The organism is Microlunatus sp. YIM B11417 (assembly GCF_059617205.1).
The window spans coordinates 791,544-809,900 of the sequence record NZ_JCAMPJ010000003.1 but is presented as its reverse complement, the minus strand read 5'-3'; the positions used below and the strand labels follow the sequence as shown (position 1 = coordinate 809,900).

General features: G+C 70.3%; 20 protein-coding genes, 3 tRNA genes, 1 pseudogene and 1 riboswitch. Of the genes and pseudogenes, 5 read left to right on the top strand and 19 right to left on the bottom strand.

The window, feature by feature from the left end; all coding sequences use genetic code 11:
• Window positions 1–54: 54 nt before the first annotated feature.
• Window positions 55–143: riboswitch (glycine riboswitch) on the bottom strand.
• A gap of 99 nt (window positions 144–242) precedes the next feature.
• Window positions 243–689: pseudogene (locus AC6CCG_RS18900) on the top strand (LLM class flavin-dependent oxidoreductase); the annotation flags it as partial.
• Window positions 690–1,217: 528 nt separating this feature from the next.
• Here the strand turns inward: AC6CCG_RS18900 and AC6CCG_RS18895 are convergent.
• The 8 genes from AC6CCG_RS18895 to AC6CCG_RS18860 all read right to left on the bottom strand — a co-directional run bounded on the left by AC6CCG_RS18895 (window position 1,218) and on the right by AC6CCG_RS18860 (window position 6,387).
• Window positions 1,218–1,757 carry a MerR family transcriptional regulator gene (locus AC6CCG_RS18895; RefSeq protein WP_496656293.1) on the bottom strand — a complete coding sequence of 180 codons (540 nt, stop codon included), beginning with the start codon at window positions 1,755–1,757 and terminating at the stop codon, window positions 1,218–1,220.
• Between the two features lie 242 nt (window positions 1,758–1,999).
• Window positions 2,000–2,482 carry a bifunctional nuclease family protein gene (locus AC6CCG_RS18890; protein WP_152363846.1) on the bottom strand — a complete coding sequence of 161 codons (483 nt, stop codon included), beginning with the start codon at window positions 2,480–2,482 and terminating at the stop codon, window positions 2,000–2,002.
• A 70-nt stretch (window positions 2,483–2,552) separates the two neighbouring features.
• Window positions 2,553–3,341 (bottom strand): transcriptional regulator FtsR, encoded by a 789-nt coding sequence (ftsR, locus tag AC6CCG_RS18885; protein ID WP_496656139.1) that lies wholly within the window; start codon window positions 3,339–3,341, stop codon window positions 2,553–2,555.
• A 14-nt stretch (window positions 3,342–3,355) separates the two neighbouring features.
• A complete protein-coding gene (locus AC6CCG_RS18880; protein WP_496656138.1) occupies window positions 3,356–3,868 on the bottom strand; it encodes a double zinc ribbon and FHA domain-containing protein in 513 nt (170 codons plus the stop codon).
• Between the two features lie 116 nt (window positions 3,869–3,984).
• Window positions 3,985–4,377 (bottom strand): glycine cleavage system protein GcvH, encoded by a 393-nt coding sequence (gene gcvH, locus AC6CCG_RS18875; protein WP_496656137.1) that lies wholly within the window; start codon window positions 4,375–4,377, stop codon window positions 3,985–3,987.
• A 66-nt stretch (window positions 4,378–4,443) separates the two neighbouring features.
• A complete protein-coding gene (locus tag AC6CCG_RS18870; protein ID WP_496656136.1) occupies window positions 4,444–5,262 on the bottom strand; it encodes a DUF881 domain-containing protein in 819 nt (272 codons plus the stop codon).
• Complete coding sequence (locus tag AC6CCG_RS18865) at window positions 5,255–5,587, bottom strand: small basic family protein (protein ID WP_179747639.1); 333 nt, start codon at window positions 5,585–5,587, stop codon at window positions 5,255–5,257. Before AC6CCG_RS18865 ends, AC6CCG_RS18870 begins: the two co-directional genes overlap by 8 nt.
• Entirely contained in the window at window positions 5,584–6,387 is an 804-nt protein-coding gene (locus tag AC6CCG_RS18860) for a DUF881 domain-containing protein (protein WP_496656134.1), read from the bottom strand. The genes AC6CCG_RS18865 and AC6CCG_RS18860 overlap by 4 nt, the downstream gene beginning before the upstream one ends.
• Before the next feature lie 223 nt (window positions 6,388–6,610).
• Between AC6CCG_RS18860 and AC6CCG_RS18855 the strand changes: the two genes are divergently transcribed.
• On the top strand, window positions 6,611–6,790 hold the full coding sequence (locus AC6CCG_RS18855) for a hypothetical protein (protein WP_496656133.1): 180 nt from the start codon (window positions 6,611–6,613) through the stop codon (window positions 6,788–6,790).
• 19 nt (window positions 6,791–6,809) lie between these two features.
• Here the strand turns inward: AC6CCG_RS18855 and AC6CCG_RS18850 are convergent, their stop codons facing one another.
• The 5 genes from AC6CCG_RS18850 to thrS are packed head-to-tail and all read right to left on the bottom strand — an operon-like array spanning window position 6,810 to window position 12,139.
• A complete protein-coding gene (locus AC6CCG_RS18850; protein WP_496656132.1) occupies window positions 6,810–7,997 on the bottom strand; it encodes a glycosyltransferase family 4 protein in 1,188 nt (395 codons plus the stop codon).
• The gene (locus AC6CCG_RS18845) at window positions 7,994–8,893 is read right to left on the bottom strand and encodes a phosphatidylinositol mannoside acyltransferase (RefSeq protein ID WP_496656131.1); all 900 of its coding nucleotides are present in this window, start codon (window positions 8,891–8,893) and stop codon (window positions 7,994–7,996) included. The genes AC6CCG_RS18850 and AC6CCG_RS18845 overlap by 4 nt, the downstream gene beginning before the upstream one ends.
• Window positions 8,877–9,545, bottom strand: a complete 669-nt coding sequence (gene pgsA, locus AC6CCG_RS18840; RefSeq protein ID WP_496656130.1) for a phosphatidylinositol phosphate synthase — start codon at window positions 9,543–9,545, stop codon at window positions 8,877–8,879. The genes AC6CCG_RS18845 and pgsA overlap by 17 nt, the downstream gene beginning before the upstream one ends.
• Before the next feature lie 7 nt (window positions 9,546–9,552).
• Window positions 9,553–10,110: an HIT family protein gene (locus AC6CCG_RS18835; protein WP_496656129.1), complete on the bottom strand. Its 558-nt coding sequence runs from the start codon at window positions 10,108–10,110 to the stop codon at window positions 9,553–9,555.
• 28 nt (window positions 10,111–10,138) lie between these two features.
• Window positions 10,139–12,139: a threonine--tRNA ligase gene (thrS, locus tag AC6CCG_RS18830; protein WP_496656128.1), complete on the bottom strand. Its 2,001-nt coding sequence runs from the start codon at window positions 12,137–12,139 to the stop codon at window positions 10,139–10,141.
• 135 nt (window positions 12,140–12,274) lie between these two features.
• Here thrS and AC6CCG_RS18825 point away from each other — a divergent pair, with 135 nt between their 5' ends.
• Window positions 12,275–13,825: a carboxylesterase/lipase family protein gene (locus tag AC6CCG_RS18825; RefSeq protein ID WP_496656127.1), complete on the top strand. Its 1,551-nt coding sequence runs from the start codon at window positions 12,275–12,277 to the stop codon at window positions 13,823–13,825.
• Here the strand turns inward: AC6CCG_RS18825 and AC6CCG_RS18820 are convergent.
• Window positions 13,760–15,166 carry an exopolysaccharide biosynthesis polyprenyl glycosylphosphotransferase gene (locus tag AC6CCG_RS18820; RefSeq protein WP_496656126.1) on the bottom strand — a complete coding sequence of 469 codons (1,407 nt, stop codon included), beginning with the start codon at window positions 15,164–15,166 and terminating at the stop codon, window positions 13,760–13,762. The genes AC6CCG_RS18825 and AC6CCG_RS18820 overlap by 66 nt on opposite strands.
• A 24-nt stretch (window positions 15,167–15,190) precedes the next feature.
• Window positions 15,191–15,658 carry a P-loop nucleotide/nucleoside kinase family protein gene (locus AC6CCG_RS18815; RefSeq protein ID WP_496656125.1) on the bottom strand — a complete coding sequence of 156 codons (468 nt, stop codon included), beginning with the start codon at window positions 15,656–15,658 and terminating at the stop codon, window positions 15,191–15,193.
• A gap of 181 nt (window positions 15,659–15,839) precedes the next feature.
• Here AC6CCG_RS18815 and AC6CCG_RS18810 point away from each other — a divergent pair, with 181 nt between their 5' ends.
• Together AC6CCG_RS18810 and AC6CCG_RS18805 are read left to right on the top strand one after the other, a co-directional pair.
• Window positions 15,840–16,619 (top strand): SDR family NAD(P)-dependent oxidoreductase, encoded by a 780-nt coding sequence (locus AC6CCG_RS18810; RefSeq protein WP_496656124.1) that lies wholly within the window; start codon window positions 15,840–15,842, stop codon window positions 16,617–16,619.
• A 43-nt stretch (window positions 16,620–16,662) separates the two neighbouring features.
• Window positions 16,663–16,929, top strand: a complete 267-nt coding sequence (locus tag AC6CCG_RS18805) for a hypothetical protein (RefSeq protein ID WP_496656123.1) — start codon at window positions 16,663–16,665, stop codon at window positions 16,927–16,929.
• A gap of 6 nt (window positions 16,930–16,935) precedes the next feature.
• Here AC6CCG_RS18805 and AC6CCG_RS18800 read toward each other — a convergent pair whose 3' ends face one another.
• The 4 genes from AC6CCG_RS18800 to AC6CCG_RS18785 all read right to left on the bottom strand — a co-directional run bounded on the left by AC6CCG_RS18800 (window position 16,936) and on the right by AC6CCG_RS18785 (window position 18,269).
• Window positions 16,936–17,481 carry a YdeI/OmpD-associated family protein gene (locus tag AC6CCG_RS18800; RefSeq protein ID WP_496656122.1) on the bottom strand — a complete coding sequence of 182 codons (546 nt, stop codon included), beginning with the start codon at window positions 17,479–17,481 and terminating at the stop codon, window positions 16,936–16,938.
• 527 nt (window positions 17,482–18,008) lie between these two features.
• A tRNA-Val gene (locus AC6CCG_RS18795) sits at window positions 18,009–18,080 on the bottom strand.
• A 1-nt stretch (window position 18,081) separates the two neighbouring features.
• Window positions 18,082–18,152 (bottom strand) — tRNA-Cys (locus tag AC6CCG_RS18790).
• A gap of 45 nt (window positions 18,153–18,197) precedes the next feature.
• Window positions 18,198–18,269: transfer RNA gene (locus AC6CCG_RS18785), tRNA-Gly, on the bottom strand.
• Window positions 18,270–18,357 lie beyond the last annotated feature (88 nt).

Sequence of the window (18,357 nt, the reverse complement as noted above, 5' to 3'; positions counted from 1 at the left end):
CCCGGAATGATCCGGTGCACTCCCCCTCTGTCGCCCCTCCGGCTCCAGAGTTGCCAACACAGTGCGGTCTCGGTGCCTGAGAGGTTCCGGGGAGGTTGCCCCTTCGGCGCCGGCCGGTGGCCGGACTCTCCCACACTGCTGTTGCGGCGTCGCCCAGCCTAACCGTCCGGATCGACCGCCCACAAACGCACGCGGGACGGACGGCGTGTCGGGTGTCAGTGGTCCGTGGTGGGCTCTGAGGCATGAGCGACAGGACGATGAGGTACGGGCTCGCGATCTCGCCCGCCGGCCCGTGGGGCCAGCCGGGCCGGATCGCCGAACTGGCGGCGCTGGCCGAACAGACCGGCTGGGACGGGGTCTTCTGCGAGGACTATCTGGTCTTCTACGACGGGCTCGAGTGTCACGACATCTGGCTCACCCTGGCCCTGGTCGCCCAGGCGACCGAGCGGATCACGCTCGGCACGATGGTCACGCCACTCCCCTGGCGCCGGGCCGCGACCGTCGCGGGCCAGGCGTCGACGCTCGACCACGTGTCCGGCGGCTGGGCCGTGCTGGGCGTGGGCATCGGCGGCGACAACGACGTCGACGCGGCCCTGGTCGAGCCGGCGCCGACCGCGCAGGAACGGGCCCAGCAGCTGGATCGCGGCCTGGACCAGATCGACCGGCTCTGGTCGGCCGGCGCCGACGGCCCGGCGCTGCGACCGCCGCCGGTGCAGCGACCCCGGATCCCGATCTGGGTCGGCGGCGCGATCACCCGCCGGGGACCGCGGGCCCGGGCGTTGCGCTGGGACGGATCCTGTCTCTACCGGGTCCCGCCCGGATCCGGTTGGGAGGACGTGACCGCGACCGACGTCGCCGCGCTGCGCTCCGACGCCAAGGCGCTGGGCAAGCCCGGCTTCACGATCGCGGTCGGCGGACGGCAGCGGGCCGACGACCGGGCGGCCGACCTGCGGTACCTGGACGGGCTCCGGTCGGCCGGCGCGGACTGGTTCGTCGAGTTCGTGCCGCCGACGCTGGCGTACAACGTGGCGCGGCGCCGCATCGAGGGCGGCCCACTCCCCCAGCACCCTGACGCTGACACGCGAGACGGGCCTGGCCCTTCGACAAGCTCAGGGACCGGATCGGGGCGGCCCGCTCGCTCAGGGATCGTTGTGGGGCGGACACGCAAAACGCGACCGGGGATTCCGGTCGCGTCTTGGAGTTCGGTACGGAGTGGATCAGCTGACGGCGCGGGCGCGGCGACGGCGGGAGAGCTCGTCGTCGGCGGACGGTGCGGCCGCGGCCTCTTCCTCTTCGGCACGCTCGGCCGGGAGGGCGGAGAGGGTGCCCTCGATGTCGCGCCAGACTCCGCCGAGGGCGATGCCGAAGACGCCCTGGCCGCCGCGCAGCAGGTCGATCACCTCGTCGTCGGAGGTGCACTCGAAGACGCTGACGCCGTCGCTCATCAGGGTGACCTCGGTCAGGTCCTCGACGCCGCGGGCCCGGAGGTGCTCGATGGCGGTACGGATCTGGTTCAGCGAGATCCCGGCGTCCAGCAGGCGCTTGATCACCTTGAGGATCAGGATGTCGCGGAAGCTGTACAGCCGCTGGCTGCCGGAGCCCTTGGCGCCGCGGATCTCCGGGGTGACCAGGCCGGTGCGGGCCCAGTAGTCGAGCTGCCGGTAGGTGATGCCGGCGGCGTTGCAGGCCACCGGGCCGCGGAAGCCGAGGTCGGCCGGCATCGGCGAGAAGTCGCCGTCGAACAGCAGTTCCTGCAGCTCGCCGGGCCGCGGCTCGGCATCGTTTCCTGGTGCCTGATGCTGCTCGGTTGTGCTCACGTCTGCCTCCGGATGCCAGTCAGCTTGGGGAAGTCGGGCGGGCCCGGGACGAATCACGGGCGTGGCATTACTCAGATGAATTTACGGGCCGCTTCCGCCGAGGGTCAACGACACGCCGATAGGCGGGCCGAATGCGGATCAGCTCTCAAGACCAGCATGAGAGTTGTCCGAAACGCCGTGGTTCAGGGTTGCTTGGGGCCCTCTCCGGTGACGAAATCGTCCGGATTGACCTGGTCGAGGAACTCGCGGAACTTCTCCACCTCGTCCTCCTCGGCCTCGGGCCACTCGATCCCGGCTTCGTCCAGGACCTCCTCGGCGCAATAGATGTCGCAGCCGATCCGTACCGCGAGAGCGACCGAGTCGGACGGCCGGGCACTGATCTCGACGCCGTCGATCAACAGGACCGCGTAGTACGTCCCGTCGTCGACCTCGGTGATCTGGACCTCGGTGAGCCGGTGGTTCAAGGCCTCCAGCACGTTCACCATCAGGTCGTGCGTCATCGGCCGCGGCGGCTCCAGCCCTTCCTGGGCGCTGGCGATCGCCGAGGCCTCGCTCGCGCCGATGAAGATCGGCAGCGCACGGGTCCCGCCGACCTCTCGGAGCAGGAGGATCGGCTGATTCGACGGCATCTCCACCCGGACGCCGACGACCTCGAGTTCACGCATAACTCCACACTACTTCTCTCGGCTGTCCGCCCAAAGGTTCGGGTGCCGTCGGCGGATGCGTGTCAGTCCCCTAGCGCTGTTCCATCGCCGTGCGGACCAGCGCGGCGTGGAAGCTGATCACCAGCTGGGTGATCTCCTTCGAGACCTCGGTGTTGCCGCCGCCCCGCCGTACGTGCGGCGCGATCGCCTGCTCGACCAGCCCGACCTCGCGGTCGACCGACATCTTGAACGCGCGCAGGTGCCGGGTGTCGATGCCGAACTCCGACATGCGACGGGCCGCGATCGCGATCGTCAGCGCGTCCCGGCCGTAATGGGCGGTGCCGCGCCGCGGCTGCACGATGAGCATCCGCTCCAGCTCGGTCAGGGCGGGCTCGGAGAGGCCGCTGGCCTCGAGCAACTGGGACCTGGTCAGCCGGATCGACTGCCGCTGCTGTTGCTGCTGCGCGGCGGCGTTGTTCGCGGCAGCGCCCGGGTTCGCGTTCGGCTGTTTGCCGTCGCCCTGGGCCGGATCGGCCAGCGTCGGCACCGACGGCGGCGGCTCGCCCTGGTCGAGCTTCTCCAGGTGTTCCCGGATCACCTTGAGCGGCAGGTAGTGATCGCGCTGAACGGACAGGATGTAGCGCAGTCGCTCGATGTCGGACTGCGAGTAGCGCCGATAACCCGACGACGGCGACCGGACCGGGGCGATCAGGCCCTCGCTCTCCAGGAACCGGATCTTGGAGATCGAGATGTCGGGGAACTCCGGGCGAAGCGCATTCAGAGCCTGCCCGATGCTGCGGAGTCGCTGGCCTCCCGACCCGCCACCCCTCACCGGGGTGACGTTGTCCGGAGTTCGCGCGGGTTGCGGTTGGTCCGCCATCGATCCCGTACGGCCTAGGCCGTGTCCTGCCCCGTGAAGAAGACCAGACGGAACTTGCCGATCTGCACCTCGTCGCCCTGCGCCAGCAGCCGCTGCTCGACCAGTTCGCGGTTGACGTACGTCCCGTTCAGGCTGCCCAGGTCCTTGACCGTGGTGCCCTCGGCGGACCGGGTGAACTCGGCGTGCCGACGGGAGACGGAGATGTCGTCGAGGAAGATGTCGGAATCCTGGTGCCGGCCGGCGGTCACCACATCGGTGTTCAGCAGATACCGGCTGCCGGCGTTCGAGCCGCGCCGGACGACGAGCAGCGCCGAGCCGCGCGGCAGCGCCTTGACCGCAGCCTCGTCCTCAGCGGTGAGCGACTCCGCGTCGCGGTCGTCGACGGCCGCCGGCATCGTCCGCGTGGTGTCCGACGCGGACGTACGGTCGACGACGGGTGCGGTCACCGACGTGAGCGGGGTACCGCACTGGCCACAGAAGTTGCTCCCCTCGGGGTTGTCGTGGCCACAGTTGGTGCAGTACGGCATGAAACCTCAATCGGCTCGGTCGTCCCCTGAGAGTGCTCAAGGATTCATGGAGAGTTTAGGGCACGTCGCCCCGGAAACAACTCCGTTCCCCGGGCCCGTCGGCGAACCGTTTCGGGTCAATTCCCTTGTTCGGTCAACTCGGCGTAACCGTCCGCGTCGAGCAGGTCGTCCAGCTCGTTGTCGGACTCGACCTCGACCTCGAACAGCCAGCCGTCGCCGTACGGGTCGGTGTTCAGCAGCTCGGGCGCGCCGTCGAGGGACTGGTTCACCGCGCTGACCACACCGCTCACCGGCGCGAACACATCGGACACGCTCTTGGTCGAGTCCAGCTCACCGCAGGCATCGCCCGCGGCGACCGTCGCCCCGACCTCGGGCAGCGACACGTAGACGATGTCGCCGAGCTGCTCGGCGGCGTAATCGGTGATCCCGACCCGGACCGTCGACGAGTTGCCGGTGCGCACCCACTCATGCTCGGTGCTGTACTTCAGGTCCTCCGGGAAGGTGGGCATTCCGCACTCCTTTGATGGTCTCGGGTGGTGGTGGCCGCGGGCCGTACGGCCTCGTGCGCGGGATGATCAGCGTGGGGTCGGCGGACTCGACGCGGGGCGAGCGTACTGATTCGGTTCGGCCCGATGCAAGGAACTGATCACCAGCCTGCTCAGCTGGGAGATCTCCACCGTGCCGCCGATCTGCGGGCCGGTGATCTCGCTCACGATCCCGCCGCGGAACCGGGAGGCCTCCTCCAGGCTGTGCGGGTCGCCGATGACGCTGATCGTGATCGGCCGGGTGATCGGCTGGCCGTCGGCGACGAGCTGATCGCCGCTGCCGGCGAACCAGGTGGACGCGACCACGCGGATCGCGTTGTTGATCTCGATCACCTCGGCACCGGCGTCCCGCAGCTCCTCGATCGCGCTGAGCATCACGTCGCCGTCGACCTTGTTCTGCGGGTCCTCGATCGTCATCCGGATACCGGGCCCCTGGGCCGGCACGGTGCCGGCGAGGATCGAGGCCTTCTCCAGATTCTGCTCCAGCTGCTCCCGCGCGTTCTTGGACCGGTCGGCGCCGGAGACCAGGTCCTTCCGCTTCTGTTCCAGGTCGGCGATCTCGGCCTCGTACTGCTTGGACTTCTGGCCGAGGCCGTCGAGCAGGATGAACAGCTGTTCCCGGTTCAGGTTGCGGTACGTGTCGTCGGCCGAGTTGGCCCGGATCTGCATCACCGCGCCGAGCCCGACCAGGAACAGCATCACCGCAGCGATCACCTGCGCCTTGCCCGGTTTGATCATGGCCCGGCCGAGCCGGCGCAACGGCGCCTCCTCCGGTTCGGCGGGCCGGGACCGCTTCGGTACCGGAGTCTCGTCCGCTTCCTTCGGGTCGCGCGGCTTCGGGTCAGGCATGGAGCAGCGCCCGCCGGATCGCCGCAGCGTTGGTGAAGATGCGGATGCCGAGCACGACGACGACGGCCGTCGACAATTGGGAGCCGACGCCGATCTGGTCGCCGACGAAGACGATCAGAGCGGCGATCAGGACGTTCGAGATGAACGAGACCACGAACACCCGGTCGGTGAAGGTGCCGTCCAGGTAGGCCCGGAACGCGCCGAAGATCGCGTCCATCGCCGCCACGATGGCGATCGGCAGGTACGGCTGCAGCACCTGCGGCAGCGTCGGTTCCAGCAGCAGGCCGGCGATGATGCCGAGCAGCAGCCCGATGACCGGGATCATTCGGAGCCCTTCGCGTGCCGCAGGTTGATGCCGGGGTCGGCGTCCATGGTGATCTCCTTCACGGTGCTCAGTTCGTACCGCATTCCACGGCTCTTCGCCAGTTCGTTCCACCAGACGCCGGCGTGGGTCTGCACGAAGCGTTGCTGGGAGGTGTCCGGGTCGGTGATCGCCTCCACCCGGTACGGCCTCGTGATCGACCGGTAGTCGACGGTGATCGCCTCACCGGCGCCGCGGATCGAGGTCAGCGGCGACAGCCGGTGCCCGTTCACCGTGACCGCCTCGGCGCCGACCTGCCAGAGGCCGTTGACCAGGATCTGGAGGTCCAGGTCGAGCACCCGGTCCCGGGAGTCCTGGCTGTCCCCCGGCGCGTCGTCGACCACCACCGACAGGCCCGGCCCGGTCACCGGCGCGGCGCCGTTGGCGGCGTCGGCCAGCGCGATCCGCCGCTCCAGGTCCTTGGCCTCCGCGTCGCCGCCGAGCGCGCTCGCCCGCAGGCCCTCGATCTCCGCGTCCAACTCGTCGGCCCGGGCCCGGAGTTGATCTTGCTCGGCTTCGGCCTGGGCGATCCGCGTGATCAGCTCCCGACGTTCGTCGGCGATCTCCGGCGCGGCCTGGGAGTTCTTCAGCACCGAGACGCTGACCATGATGCCGATCAAGATCGCGACCAGCGCGAAGCCGAGCCGCCAGCGCGGCCGCTCGGTCCGCCCGGCCGCGGCCGCCTCGGCGTAGCCGGGGTCGACCGGCTCCTTGACGATCTGCAGCAGCAGGTCCATGCTCGCCGCCGGCGCGCGCGGCGGCATGATCGCTCGCGACGGTCGTGGCCTGGACGCCCGACCGCCCCGTGGTTCGGTTCCGGGCGACGGCATCGCACCAGGTTAGTACCCGATCACGGGCGATTCTGACGGCCGGCGACACCCCCGGCCGGAGTGTCCGGCTTTACGCGCGGCGAACCGGAGCGAGACAATTCCGTGACCGGCGAGGGTCGCGGGATCGGGAGGGTGAAGACGACGTGGTGTTCACACGGTGACGGGCATCAGCACGTTGATCAAGATCGTGGCGTACCCGGCCGCCGTGGTCGCCCTGCTGATGCCCCTCGATCCACCGGCGCCGCCGGCCCCGGCGCCTATCGGCCAGACCGACCAGGTCACGCCGGACCTGTCCCGGCGGACCGCAGCGCCGTGCCGCTGCGGAAGCCGGTCGTAGGGCGTCGACGCCACCCTGCTCAGCCGGTCAGGCTGGGGATCCGCTCGCCGGCCAGGGTGCTCTGGTAGATGTCGGCCAGCCGCGGGCCGACCATGGCCCAGTCGTAGCCGCGACTCGCGGCGCGGGCCCGGCCGGCCCGCCGCCGTACCGCCGAACGGTCCGCCAGCGTCGTGATCACGGCGGCCGCCAACCGTTCCGGGTCCCCGGCCGGGAACAGCGCGCCGAGCTGGTCGGTGTCGCCGTCGCGCAGCAGGTCGACGAAGGCGGGCAGGTCCGACGCGACGATCGGGGCGCCGCTCGCCATCGCCTCCAGCAGCACGATGCCGAAGCTCTCCCGGGCCCGGTGCGGCGCGACGAACACGTCGGTGCTGCCGAGCAGCCGGGCCCGTTCGGCGTTGCTGATCATGCCGACACCGCGGCAGTCGGGTGGCAGCCCACGGTCCCCCTGCCCCGCGATCACCACCTCCAGTTCGCCGATGCCGAGCTCCCGGGCGCCGGTCCTGATCCTCGGCAGCGCGGCGAGCAGCACGTCCAGTCCCTTGCGCGGTTCGTCCAGCCGGCCCAGGAACGCGAGCCGCGGCCGGTCGCCGCCGCGCCACGGACCGCCCGGGCTGGGCGCCCGGTCGAGATCGGCGGTGAATTCGGCGTGGCTGAAACCGTTCGGTACGACCACGGCGTCCCGGCCCAGGTAGCGGACCACCACTTCGCGGGCCGACTCGGACACGGCGATGCCGGTGTCGATCTTGCCGATCGAGCCGCGCAGCAGGCCGCCGGCGATCCGCATCGAGCGGGATCGCGGGGTCGCGGTGTGGAACGTCGCCACCACCGGCACCGAGCCGGCCCACAGGGCCAGCATGGAGACGCTCGGGGTGATCGGCTCGTGCAGGTGCAGCAGGTCGAACCGGCCGTCGCGGAGCCAGCCGCGGACCCGGGCGGCGCTGAACGGGCCGAAGTTCACCCGGGCCACCGAACCGTTGTACGGGACCGGCACCGCCGGTCCGGCCGAGGTGAACGTCTCCGGCGGCAGCCCGGCCTCGGCCAGGCTGGACGCGATGAGCGCGTCCGGCCGGCCCGGCCCGAGGATGCTCGGCCGGAACCCGTTCCGGGCCAGGAAGCCGGCCAGTCCGACGACGTGGTTCTGGACGCCGCCGGGCTGGTCGAAGGAATAGGGACAGACCAGGCCGACCCGTGGGGCGAAGCGGCTCACGCAGCGGCCGCCTCGGCCGGGAAGAACGGCTGGAACAGGTGCCAGTCCTCGGGCTGCCTGGGCAGCTCGGCCGCGAAGAAGTCGCAGACCTGCTGGGTCATCGCCACCAGTCCGTCGCGGCCGGGCCGGTGCTCGACCGGGTCCCCGAGGACGACCTCCAGGCCGTGGCCGGCGAACCGGGTGACTGCGGGGATCAGGGCGGCGCCGGTCCGGCGGGCCACCACGGCGGGGCCGGCGGGCATCGTGGTCGTCGCCGTCCTCCCGTACGGCAGCGGCCAGGTCACCGGGACCCCGCTGCCGGCCAGGTCCCGGTCGCCGAGCAGGCAGACCATCCGGCCGGCCCGGATCGCCGCGATCAGGGCCGCCAGGGCGTCCGGGTCGGTGTGCGCGATCACCTCCATGCCGAGGCCCTCCCGGAACCTCACGAAGTCGGCGAACTCGCCCTCCCCCAGCTGCTCGGCGACCGTGCTCACCGGGCGCAGGTTGAGACAGGCCCAGGCGCCGGCGAGATCCCAGTTGCCGCTGTGCGGCAGCACCACGACGGCGCCCTCGGCGGCCAGCGCGGACCGCAGCGCCGCGTCGTTGATCAGGACCACCCGCCGGTCGATCTCGGCCCGGCTCCAGCGGGCCAGGGCGAGCACCTGGTGGAAGTTGCGCAGGTACGAGGCGACGCCGCGGCGCACCAGGTCGTCCGGGCAGGGGCGGCTCGTCAGCACGGTGACATTGTGCCGCCACGTGGCCAGTGCCGAAGAACCCGCCACCGTCGCCAGCCGGGCCCCGGCCGCGATGATCACGTCGGCGACGCGGTCCGGGATCCGTGCCGCGACCCGCCAGCCGAGGGCGTACACACCGCGGAGGACGGTGTCGGCGATCGACCGGTCAGGACGTCGGCGCATCCGGCTCTCCGTCCGCCGGCTGATCATGACCGTTCTGTTGATCATGGTCCTCGCCCTGCCGGGCCTGCTGCCGGACCAGCAGCATCCGCTGGACGACGGTGACGGTGTTGATCACGGCCAGCACGGCGAGCCCGATCTCCAGCACGTACGGGATCCCGAAGCCGGCCAGGAACAACGCAACCAGGATCACCAGCAGCCGGTCGGCCCGCGCCGCCAGGCCGCCGGGCGCGCTGAAGCCGAGGCTCTCCGCCCTGGCCTTGACGTAGGAGGTCAGCTGGCCCGCCACCAGCGCCCAGACCGCGATCACCGGCCAGATCAGCGGCTGATCACGGCCGACGAAATAGAGCACCACCCCACCGAACACGGCACCGTCGCCGATCCGGTCCAGGCTCGAGTCGAGGAACGCGCCCCAACGCGTGGTCCGGCCGTTGATCTTGGCCATCTGGCCGTCCAGCATGTCGAACAGCACGAAGAAGGTGACGATGATCACGCCGGGCAGGAACCAGCCGTTGGGGAAGAAGATCAACGCGCCGAGCAGCACCCCGAGGGTGCCGATGCAGGTGATCAGATCCGGGGTGGCGCCGATCCGCAGCAGGAACCGTGCCGCCGGGGTCAGGGCGGCAGCGGCGAGTCCGCGAAATCGTTCCAGCACGGCGTGATCAGTCCGGGCTCGTGGTGGTCCGGAGATCGCGCCAGGCCTGGCTGACCAGTTCCCGGGTGTCGCCGAGCAGTTGCGGCAGTGCCTTGGTCTGGCCGACCACGGGCAGGAAGTTCGCGTCGCCGGCCCAGCGCGGCACCACGTGCTGGTGCAGGTGGGCGGCGATCCCGGCGCCGGCGATCGAACCCTGGTTGACGCCGAGGTTGAACCCGTCCGGGCTGCTCGCCGCGCGCAGCGCCCGCATCGCGTCCTGGGTCAGCTCGGTCAGCTCGCGGCCCTCGTCGGCGGTCAGGTCGGTGTAGTCGGCGACGTGCCGGTACGGGCAGACGAGCAGGTGCCCCGGCGAGTACGGATACAGGTTGAGCACCACGTACGCGTGCTCGCCGCGGTGCACGATCAGCCCGTCGGCATCGGTCCGGGACGGGATCCGGCAGAACGGGCAGGCCGGCGCGGCGTCCGACTCCGGCTTGTTCTCGCCACGGATGTAGACCATCCGGTGCGGCGTCCAGAGCCGCTGGAACGCGTCCGGCACGCCGGGCAGCTCCTCGGCCTGCTCCACTCGTCCTCCCTCGTCCGGCGTACGCGGATCAGACCTGGCGGCGTTCGGCGATCGCGGTGACGATCTCGGCCACCGCGTCGTCGATCGGTACCCCGTTCTTCTGGGTGCCGTCCCGGTAGCGGAACGAGACCGCGTCGGCGGCCGCGTCCTCGCCGCCGGCGATCAGGACGTAGGGCACCTTCTCCTTGCTGGCGTTGCGGATCTTCTTCTGCATCCGGTCGTCCGAGGTGTCCACCTCGATCCGTACGCCCTGCTCGCGGAGCTTCGCCGCGATTCCTTCCAGGTAAGGGTTGTACTCGTCGGCGACCGGGATGCCGATCACCTGGACCGGGGACAGCCAGGGCGGGAAGGCGCCGGCGTAGTGCTCGGTCAGTACGCCGATGAACCGCTCGATCGAGCCGAACAGGGCCCGGTGGATCATCATCGGCCGCTGCCGGGTGCCGTCCGGCGCCGTGATCTCCAGTCCGAACCGGTCCGGCAGCATCAGGTCCACCTGGATGGTCGACATCTGCCAGGTCCGGCCGATCGCGTCCCGGGCCTGGACCGAGATCTTCGGCGCGTAGAACGCGGCGCCGCCCGGGTCGAGCACCAGCTCCAGGCCGGACGTCTCGGCGGCCTTGCGGAGCATCTCGGTGGCCCGCTCCCAGTCCTCGTCGCTGCCGATCGACTTCTCCGGGTCCCGGGTGGACAGCTCGAGGTAGAAGTCGTCCAGCCCGTAGTCGGCGAGCAGGTCGAGGACGAACGTGAGCAGCGAGATCAGCTCGTCCTGGGCCTGGTCCTCCAGGCAGTAGATGTGGGCATCGTCCTGGGTCATCCCGCGGACCCGGGTCAGGCCGTGCACGACGCCGGACATCTCGTAGCGGTAGACGCTGCCGAACTCGAACAGCCGCAGCGGCAGCTCGCGGTAGGACCGGCCGCGGGACCGGAAGATCAGGCAGTGCATCGGGCAGTTCATCGGCTTCAGGTAGTAGTCCTGGCCCTGCCGCTTGACCGTGCCGTCCTCGTGCAGCTCTTCGTCCAGGTGCATCGGCGGGAACATGCCGTCGGCGTAGAAGCCGAGGTGCCCCGAGATGTCGAACAGCTCCGCCTTGGTGACGTGCGGGGTGTTGACGAAGTCGTACCCGGCTTCGATGTGGCGCTTCCGGGAGTAGTCCTCCATCACCGTGCGCAGGATGCCGCCCTTGGGATGGAAGACGGCGAGGCCGGAGCCGATCTCGTCCGGGAAGGAGAACAGGTCCAGCTCCCGGCCGAGCTTGCGGTGGTCGCGCTTGGCGGCCTCCTCGAGCCGGGTCAGGTACGCCTTCAGGTCGTCCCGGCTCGGCCAGGCGGTGCCGTACAGCCGTTGCAGCTGCTGGTTGGCCTGGTTGCCGCGCCAGTAGGCCGCCGAGGTCCGCATCAGCGAATACGCGGGGATGTAGCCGGTGTGCGGCACGTGTGGGCCGCGGCACAGGTCCTTCCAGGCGACCGAGTCGTCGCGGCGCAGGTTGTCGTAGATCGTCAGCTCGCCGGCCCCGACCTCGACGTTGGCGCCGTCGTCCGCGCCGGCCGAGCCCTTGTCGCTGATCAGTTCCAGCTTGTACGGCTCCGCGGCCAGCTCCGCCCTGGCCTCGTCGTCGGTCACCGGACGGCGGCGGAACCGCTGCCGCTCCTTGATGATCTTGGTCATCTGCTTCTCGATCGACTTCAGGTCGTCGGGCGTGAACGGCTCCGCGACATCGAAGTCGTAGTAGAAGCCATCGGTGATCGGCGGCCCGATGCCGAGCTTGGCGTCGCTGTGCAGCGCCTGCACGGCCTGGGCGGCGACGTGGGCGGCCGAGTGCCGCAGGATCGCCAGGCCCTCGTCGGAGTCGATCATCACCGGCTCGACGGTCGCCCCGGCCGGAATCTCCCGGTGCAGGTCGCGGGTCTCGCCGTCGACCCGGACCGCGACGACGGTCCGGTCGTCGCCGTACAGGTCGAGGCCGGTCGTCGTGCCGTCGACCACCCGGGACTCGCTGCTGCCGGGGCTGGTGGTCGACGCGGTAGACACGACTGTGGTCCTCTCCTGTTGATCGGCCTGGTCTGGCGGCCGAGGGTAAAGACTAGTCCCGACCCGACACCGTGGAACATTCCGCCGCGTCTGGTGCCCTCGAGTTTCCACATTGCGTGGCGAGAGGATGGGGGCATGGGGCCTGAGGTCGTGACGTCGGCGGGGGTTGTTCGTGGAGTGCGGCACGAGACCAGGGACGGGGCGGTCGATGAGTTTCTCGGCGTGCCGTTCGCCGAGGCGTCACGGTTCCGGGCCCCGGGTGCCGCGGCGCCCTGGACCGGGGTGCGGCCGGCAGCGGAGTTCGGGGCCATGGCGCCGCAGCTCGGCGACGACGGGGTGGTCGGCAGTGAACGGGACTGTCTGGCGCTGAACCTGTGGCGGCCGGCCGGCGCGGAGGGTCTGCCGATCATGGTCTGGGTCCATGGCGGCGGGTATGTCGCCGGGGCCGCGGGCGACCCGATCACGGCCGGAGACCGACTGGCGGCCCGGCACGGCGTGATCGTGATCAGCGTCGGGTACCGGCTCGGCGCGCTCGGCTTCCTGACCCTGGAACACCTGCTGGGACAGGAATTCCGGGACTCGGCGAACCTGGCTCTGCTCGATCTGATCACCGCGCTCGGCTGGGTCCAGGATCATGCCCTGGCCCTCGGCGGCGACCCGGACCGAGTCACCGTCTTCGGCCAGTCGGCGGGCGGGGCCGCGACCTCGACGCTGCTCGGGATGCCGGCCGCCGAGGGCCTGTTCCGGCGGGCCATCGTCCAGAGCGGTACGGCCGAGCGGGCTCAGCCGCCGGCGTTCGGGATCGAACGCACCGCCGAACTGCTGGACCTGCTCGGCCTGCCCGAGACCCGGGCCGAGCGACTGCTGGACCTGCCGGTCGAGGCGATCGTCCGCGCCCAGACCCGGCTGATGGAGCGGCGCGGCGAGGGCCGGCTGGCGACCGTGTTCGCGTTCCAGCCGACGATCGACGGCCGGCTGCTGCCGGACCTGCCGTACCGGTCGGTGGCGGCCGGCCGCAACGCGGGCGTGGATCTGATCGTCGGCACGAACGAGCACGAGGCGGCCGGGCTCGGCGTGCCGCTGGCGTGGTCCGATGCCGAGACGACCGCCCTGCCCGAACGGCTCGAGGGCCTGATCGGCGATGACTTCCCGGACCGTCCCGGCCTGGCCGGCGACTATCGGGCCGCGTTCGAACGCACCGTCCCCGGTGCGACCGAGGCCGAGCTGGTCGGCGGCTACCTGACCGATCGGGTCTATCGCCAGCCGTCCAACCGGCTGCTGGCGGCCCGACAGTCGGCGACGGGTGCCACGTTCGGCTATCTCTTCCGCTGGGAGCCGCGCGACGCCCGGCCCAGGATCGGCGCCGTCCACGGCGGCGAGGTGTCGTTCGTCTTCCGGCATCACGATCATCCCGAGCTCTCCGAGGTGCTCGGGCCGAAACCCCCGGAGGCCCTGGCCGACGCGCTGTCGGCGGCCTGGACGTCGTTCGCGGCGACCGGGCGGCCCCAGCTGCCGGACGGCCCGGACTGGCCGGACCATCGCGTGCCGGACCGGGCGACCATGATCATCAACGACGAGCTCCGGGTCACCCGCGATCCGCGCGGCGAACTGCGGGCCTTGCTAGAGCCGGCGGGTCAAGATCACCCAGGCGGTCCGGGCCATGATCTGCAGGTCGACCATCGGTGACCAGTTCGCCAGGTACTGCAGGTCGTGACCCAGCTTGAACTCCGGGTGGGTGTGGTAGCGGCCGTACACCTGGGCCAGGCCGGTGATGCCCGGCTCGATCTGGTGCCGCCGGCGGTAGCCGGGGATCAGCCGCTCGTACTCCTCCATCTCCTCCGGCCGTTCCGGCCGCGGCCCGACGATCGTCATCTGGCCGAACAGGACGTTGATCAACTGCGGCAGTTCGTCCAGCCGGGTGCTGCGCAGCCAGCCGAGCCCCTTGATCACCCGCGGGTCGTTCGTCGCGGCCTGCACCGGAACGCCACCGACCTCGGCATCGGGCCGCATGGTGCGGAACTTGAGCATCCGGAACGACGCCTCGCCGCGACCCACCCGGTCCTGGATGAACAGCAGCGGGCGGCCGGCCCGGACCGCGACCAGGATCGCCGTCATGATCGTCAACGGGATCGTGATCGGCGCGGTGATCAGCAACACGACGAGGTCCATCCAGCGTTTCAGCCGCTGCTGGGACCGGGTCAGCACGTGCGCCGACAGCGACACCACCGGCATCCCGCCGATCTCCCCCACCGTGCGCAGCCCGAGCAGCGAGTCGTGCGGCCGGACCAGCTGCAACACCTCGACGCCGTCGTTCTCCAACCGGGACAGGGAGTCCGCGTAGAGATCGCGCAGCGAGTCGCCGTCCAGCAGCAGCACGTCCGTCGCCGCGTACTCGATCACCTGCCGCTCCAGGCCGGTCACACTGCCGACCCGGCCGGCCACGGCGACCGCCGACGCCGCGGTCAGGTGCCGCTCGGCCAGCGCCGTCGCCTCCGTCGAACCGACCAGCAGGACCCGCGGCGGGCCCTCGATCCGTTCCCGCAGCGACCGGGAGATCCGCCGGGTCGCGGACAGGGCGATCGGCCCGATGATCGCGTACCCGAGCAGGACACTGCGCGGAATCAGGAAGTCGCCGAGCAGCCAGCTGATCAGGCCGACGATGAGGGAAGCGGTCCAGACCAGGGTCACCATCCGCGGCAGTGCGGGCCGGACCACCACCCGCCGCTCCCGGTCGTAGAGCCCGCCGATCGAGAAGACGGCCAGGCTGATCACGGCGACCAGAGCGTACTTCCAGACGTACTCGTCGAAGTGGGCGAACGCCTTGAAGTTGGGCCGCAGCATCCCCATGCCGGCGCTGATCAACAACAGCAGGGCGTAGACCAGGACGAGGTCGGCCACGTGCAGCAGCCGGATGCCCCGGCGGTTCATGGCCCGCACCACGACCACTCTGGCCCGGGCTCTGGCACCGGTCGGCAGGAGGGCGCGGTCAGAGCTCCCGTCGTGCGCCGGCACAGTCATGCGGCCCATGATTGCACCCGCCCCCGTGGATCGTCAGCGAGGTGTCGGCGCGTCGTAACGGGCCAACTCGTCGGATGTCGGCACCTCGAACAGCGTGGCCCATTCCTCCAGGTGCGCCCGGGTGATCGGCGCGGCCCGCCACCCGCTGGACCGGTTGCGCCGCTCGATCCGCGACCAGAGCTCGTCGATCGGCAGGACCAGCGCGTGCAGCTCGACCCGGACGCCGAGTTCCCGGGCCAGGTCGTGCAGCCGGTCCCGCTCCAGCCGGGACCAGAAGCCGTACTCCAAGATCACGCTGAGCCCGCGGGACAGGAGTTCGGTGGCCAGCCGGATCAGCCGGCGCTCCAGCCGGTCCCGCGCGGGCTCGTCGTACAGGTCGATCTCGAGGTCAGTCAGCCACTCGTCCGGGCAGAGTCGTACCGCGCCGGTGGCCGCCGCAAGTTCCTTGGCCAGCGTCGTCTTCCCGGCTCCCGGCAGCCCGCAGATCAGGTGGAGTGTCATCGCCCGACCACCGGCACGGCGTTGCTGCGCATGGCCCGCAGGATAGAAGGTCCGGCTGCGCCAGCAAGCCGACCACGTTCTCTTGTCCTGCCGGCCGAGGTGGTCCACGGTAGGAACCGGGGGTCGGACGATCAGGTCGAGGAGTCGGGAAATGCCTGCATTGCAAGGGAAAGTGGCGCTCGTGACGGGTGCCAGCCGCGGGGTCGGCAAGGGTATCGCGCTGGGATTGGGCGAAGCCGGCGCGACGGTCTATCTGACGGGGCGGACGACGGAGGAGGGCCGGGCTGCCATCCCGTTGCCCGGCACCGTGCACCAGACGGCGGCGGAGGTGACCGCGATCGGCGGCACCGGCATCGCGCTGCCCTGTGATCATCGCGACGACGATCAGGTGCGCGCCGTCTTCGCCGAGCTGCTGCGGCGTTCTGGCCGGCTCGACGTGCTGATCAACAACGCCTGGGGCGGGTACGAGTTCTTCTGGGACGGTACGGAGTTCTGGACCGAACGAGGCTTCTGGACGGTCCCGCTGAGCCGCTGGGACGCCATGTTCGCGGCCGGTGTCCGGGCCCACTACGTCGCCGCCGTGCTGGCCGCGCAGACCATGGTCGACCGGCGGCAGGGCCTGATCGTCAACGTCTCCGCGGAGGGTGCCGAACTGGACGACGCCGGGGTGGCGTACGGGGTGGCGAAGGCCGCGACCAACCGGATGGCCGCCACGATGGCGTACGACCTCAGGGAGCACGACGTGACCGCGGTCGCCCTCTACCCCGGCCTGGTCAGAACCGAATCCGTACTCAAGGCCGCCGAGCACTTCGACCTGACGGCCTCCGAGTCCCCGGTCTTCGTCGGCCGCGTCGTGGCCGCTCTCGCGGCCGACCCCGACCTCCGCCGGCGATCAGGCCGCGTCCTGACCACGAAGGAGCTGGCCGCCGACTACGGCGTCACCGAGCCCGACCCGGAGTGATCAGGAATCGAGAAGCCCGGGCCACCGTGCCCGCCCTAGCGTGATGGTCATCAAGATCATTCCGAGAGAGGGCTGGGCCATGAAGGCAAGCAGAAGGATCCGGCAGTTCCACCGCTGGCTGTCGATGATCTTCACCGTGACGGTCGTCGTCGCGTTCGTCGCCACCGTCAACCAACCGGCCCTCCCGTTCGCGCTCGTCTACGCCCCGCTCCCGCCGTTGGCCCTGCAACTCCTGACCGGCCTCTACCTCTTCGCCCTCCCCTACGTCGCCAAGCGTCGTGGTGCGAGGAAGTCTCCCCGCACCGCCTGACTCGGGCTAGGCGCCGCCCAGCAGCTCGGCGACGGTCCTGCGGAGCCGAGCGGCGCGGACCTCCGCAGTCGTCGCCTTCAGCAGGGGCAAGATCATCCGGTACCGGTTGGTCCGGTCGAGGGTCGCGAAAGCAGCGGCCGCCCGTGGCTCGCCCGCCAGCGCCTCCGCCAGGTCGGCGGGCACGGTCGTGTTGCGCTGTGAGGTGTAGGCCGCGGCCCAGCGACCGTCCGCTTTCGCGGCGGCGACCTGGATCAGACCCGCAGGACTCATCCGTCCCGCGGCCGTCAACGCCTCCACCCGCTCGACGTTGATCAGCGACCAGGAGCTCCCCTTGCGACGAGGCGAGTAGCGCTGGGCGAACGAATGTTGATCATGAGACCTTCGGTGCCCGTCGATCCAGCCGTAACAGAGCGCAACCTCGGTCCCCTCCGCGGCCGTGACCGAGGTGCCCGGCGCCCCCTTCTTGGCGATCCGCAGCCAGGCCTCCCCGGCCGTCCCGTGATTCTCGGCCAGCCACGCCTCCCAGGCTGCGGCATCGGCGAAGTCCATCATCGACCCGCCCCCTCTTCGAGCGACTTCCGGTTGATCATGGCGACTCCCCACATGGCCGTTCCCTCCCTTGGCTGATGGGACCATCCTCGTAGCCAAACTGATCACCTTCTGATCACTTTTCTGAGCGATGCTCAGCGGGCCAGCAGCTCCAGGTAGTGCTGGTTGTGGAAGTGGTCGAGTACGTTGCCGAACGGATCGATCACCGACCCCGAACTCGATACAGCCCAACGCCATGGTGGTGTTCGGCACAACGGTCGGCGCCAACCCGTGCTCGCCACAGGACTCGCAGGCGTAGGCCCGGATGCACGTTCGATGCCCAGCAGCTCCTCGTACCATCAGCCGCCGCGGCAGGTCGGCTGCGGAGACTCGAAGCATGAGCCCTTCACAAGGAAGCAACCTCAACCCGACCACGCAGGAACGCAACCCTCAGGAACGCAGGGGGCTTGGGGGACTCGGTCCCCCAAAAACGAAGCGACCGACCCCCGCGAAGTCGCCGAAGGCGACAAGCAGGGACCGGCCGGAGGGAGTGGGCGATACTGGGTTCGAACCAGTGACCTCTTCCGTGTCAGGGAAGCGCGCTACCGCTGCGCCAATCGCCCGAGGTGGAGACGGGATTCGAACCCGTGTACACGGATTTGCAGTCCGTTGCCTCGCCTCTCGGCCACTCCACCGAGGAGCGTTGCGAAACCCCACCTTTGACAGCGAGACCCGCTCCGAGCGGACGACGGGATTCGAACCCGCGACCCTCACCTTGGCAAGGTGATGCTCTACCCCTGAGCCACGTCCGCGCGCCGCTCCCGGAGGGGCGGTGCGTTCAGGAACTTTAGCCTAGCCGTCGGCGCGAGTCCAACTGGGTTCCACCGGTGTCGTTTCCGG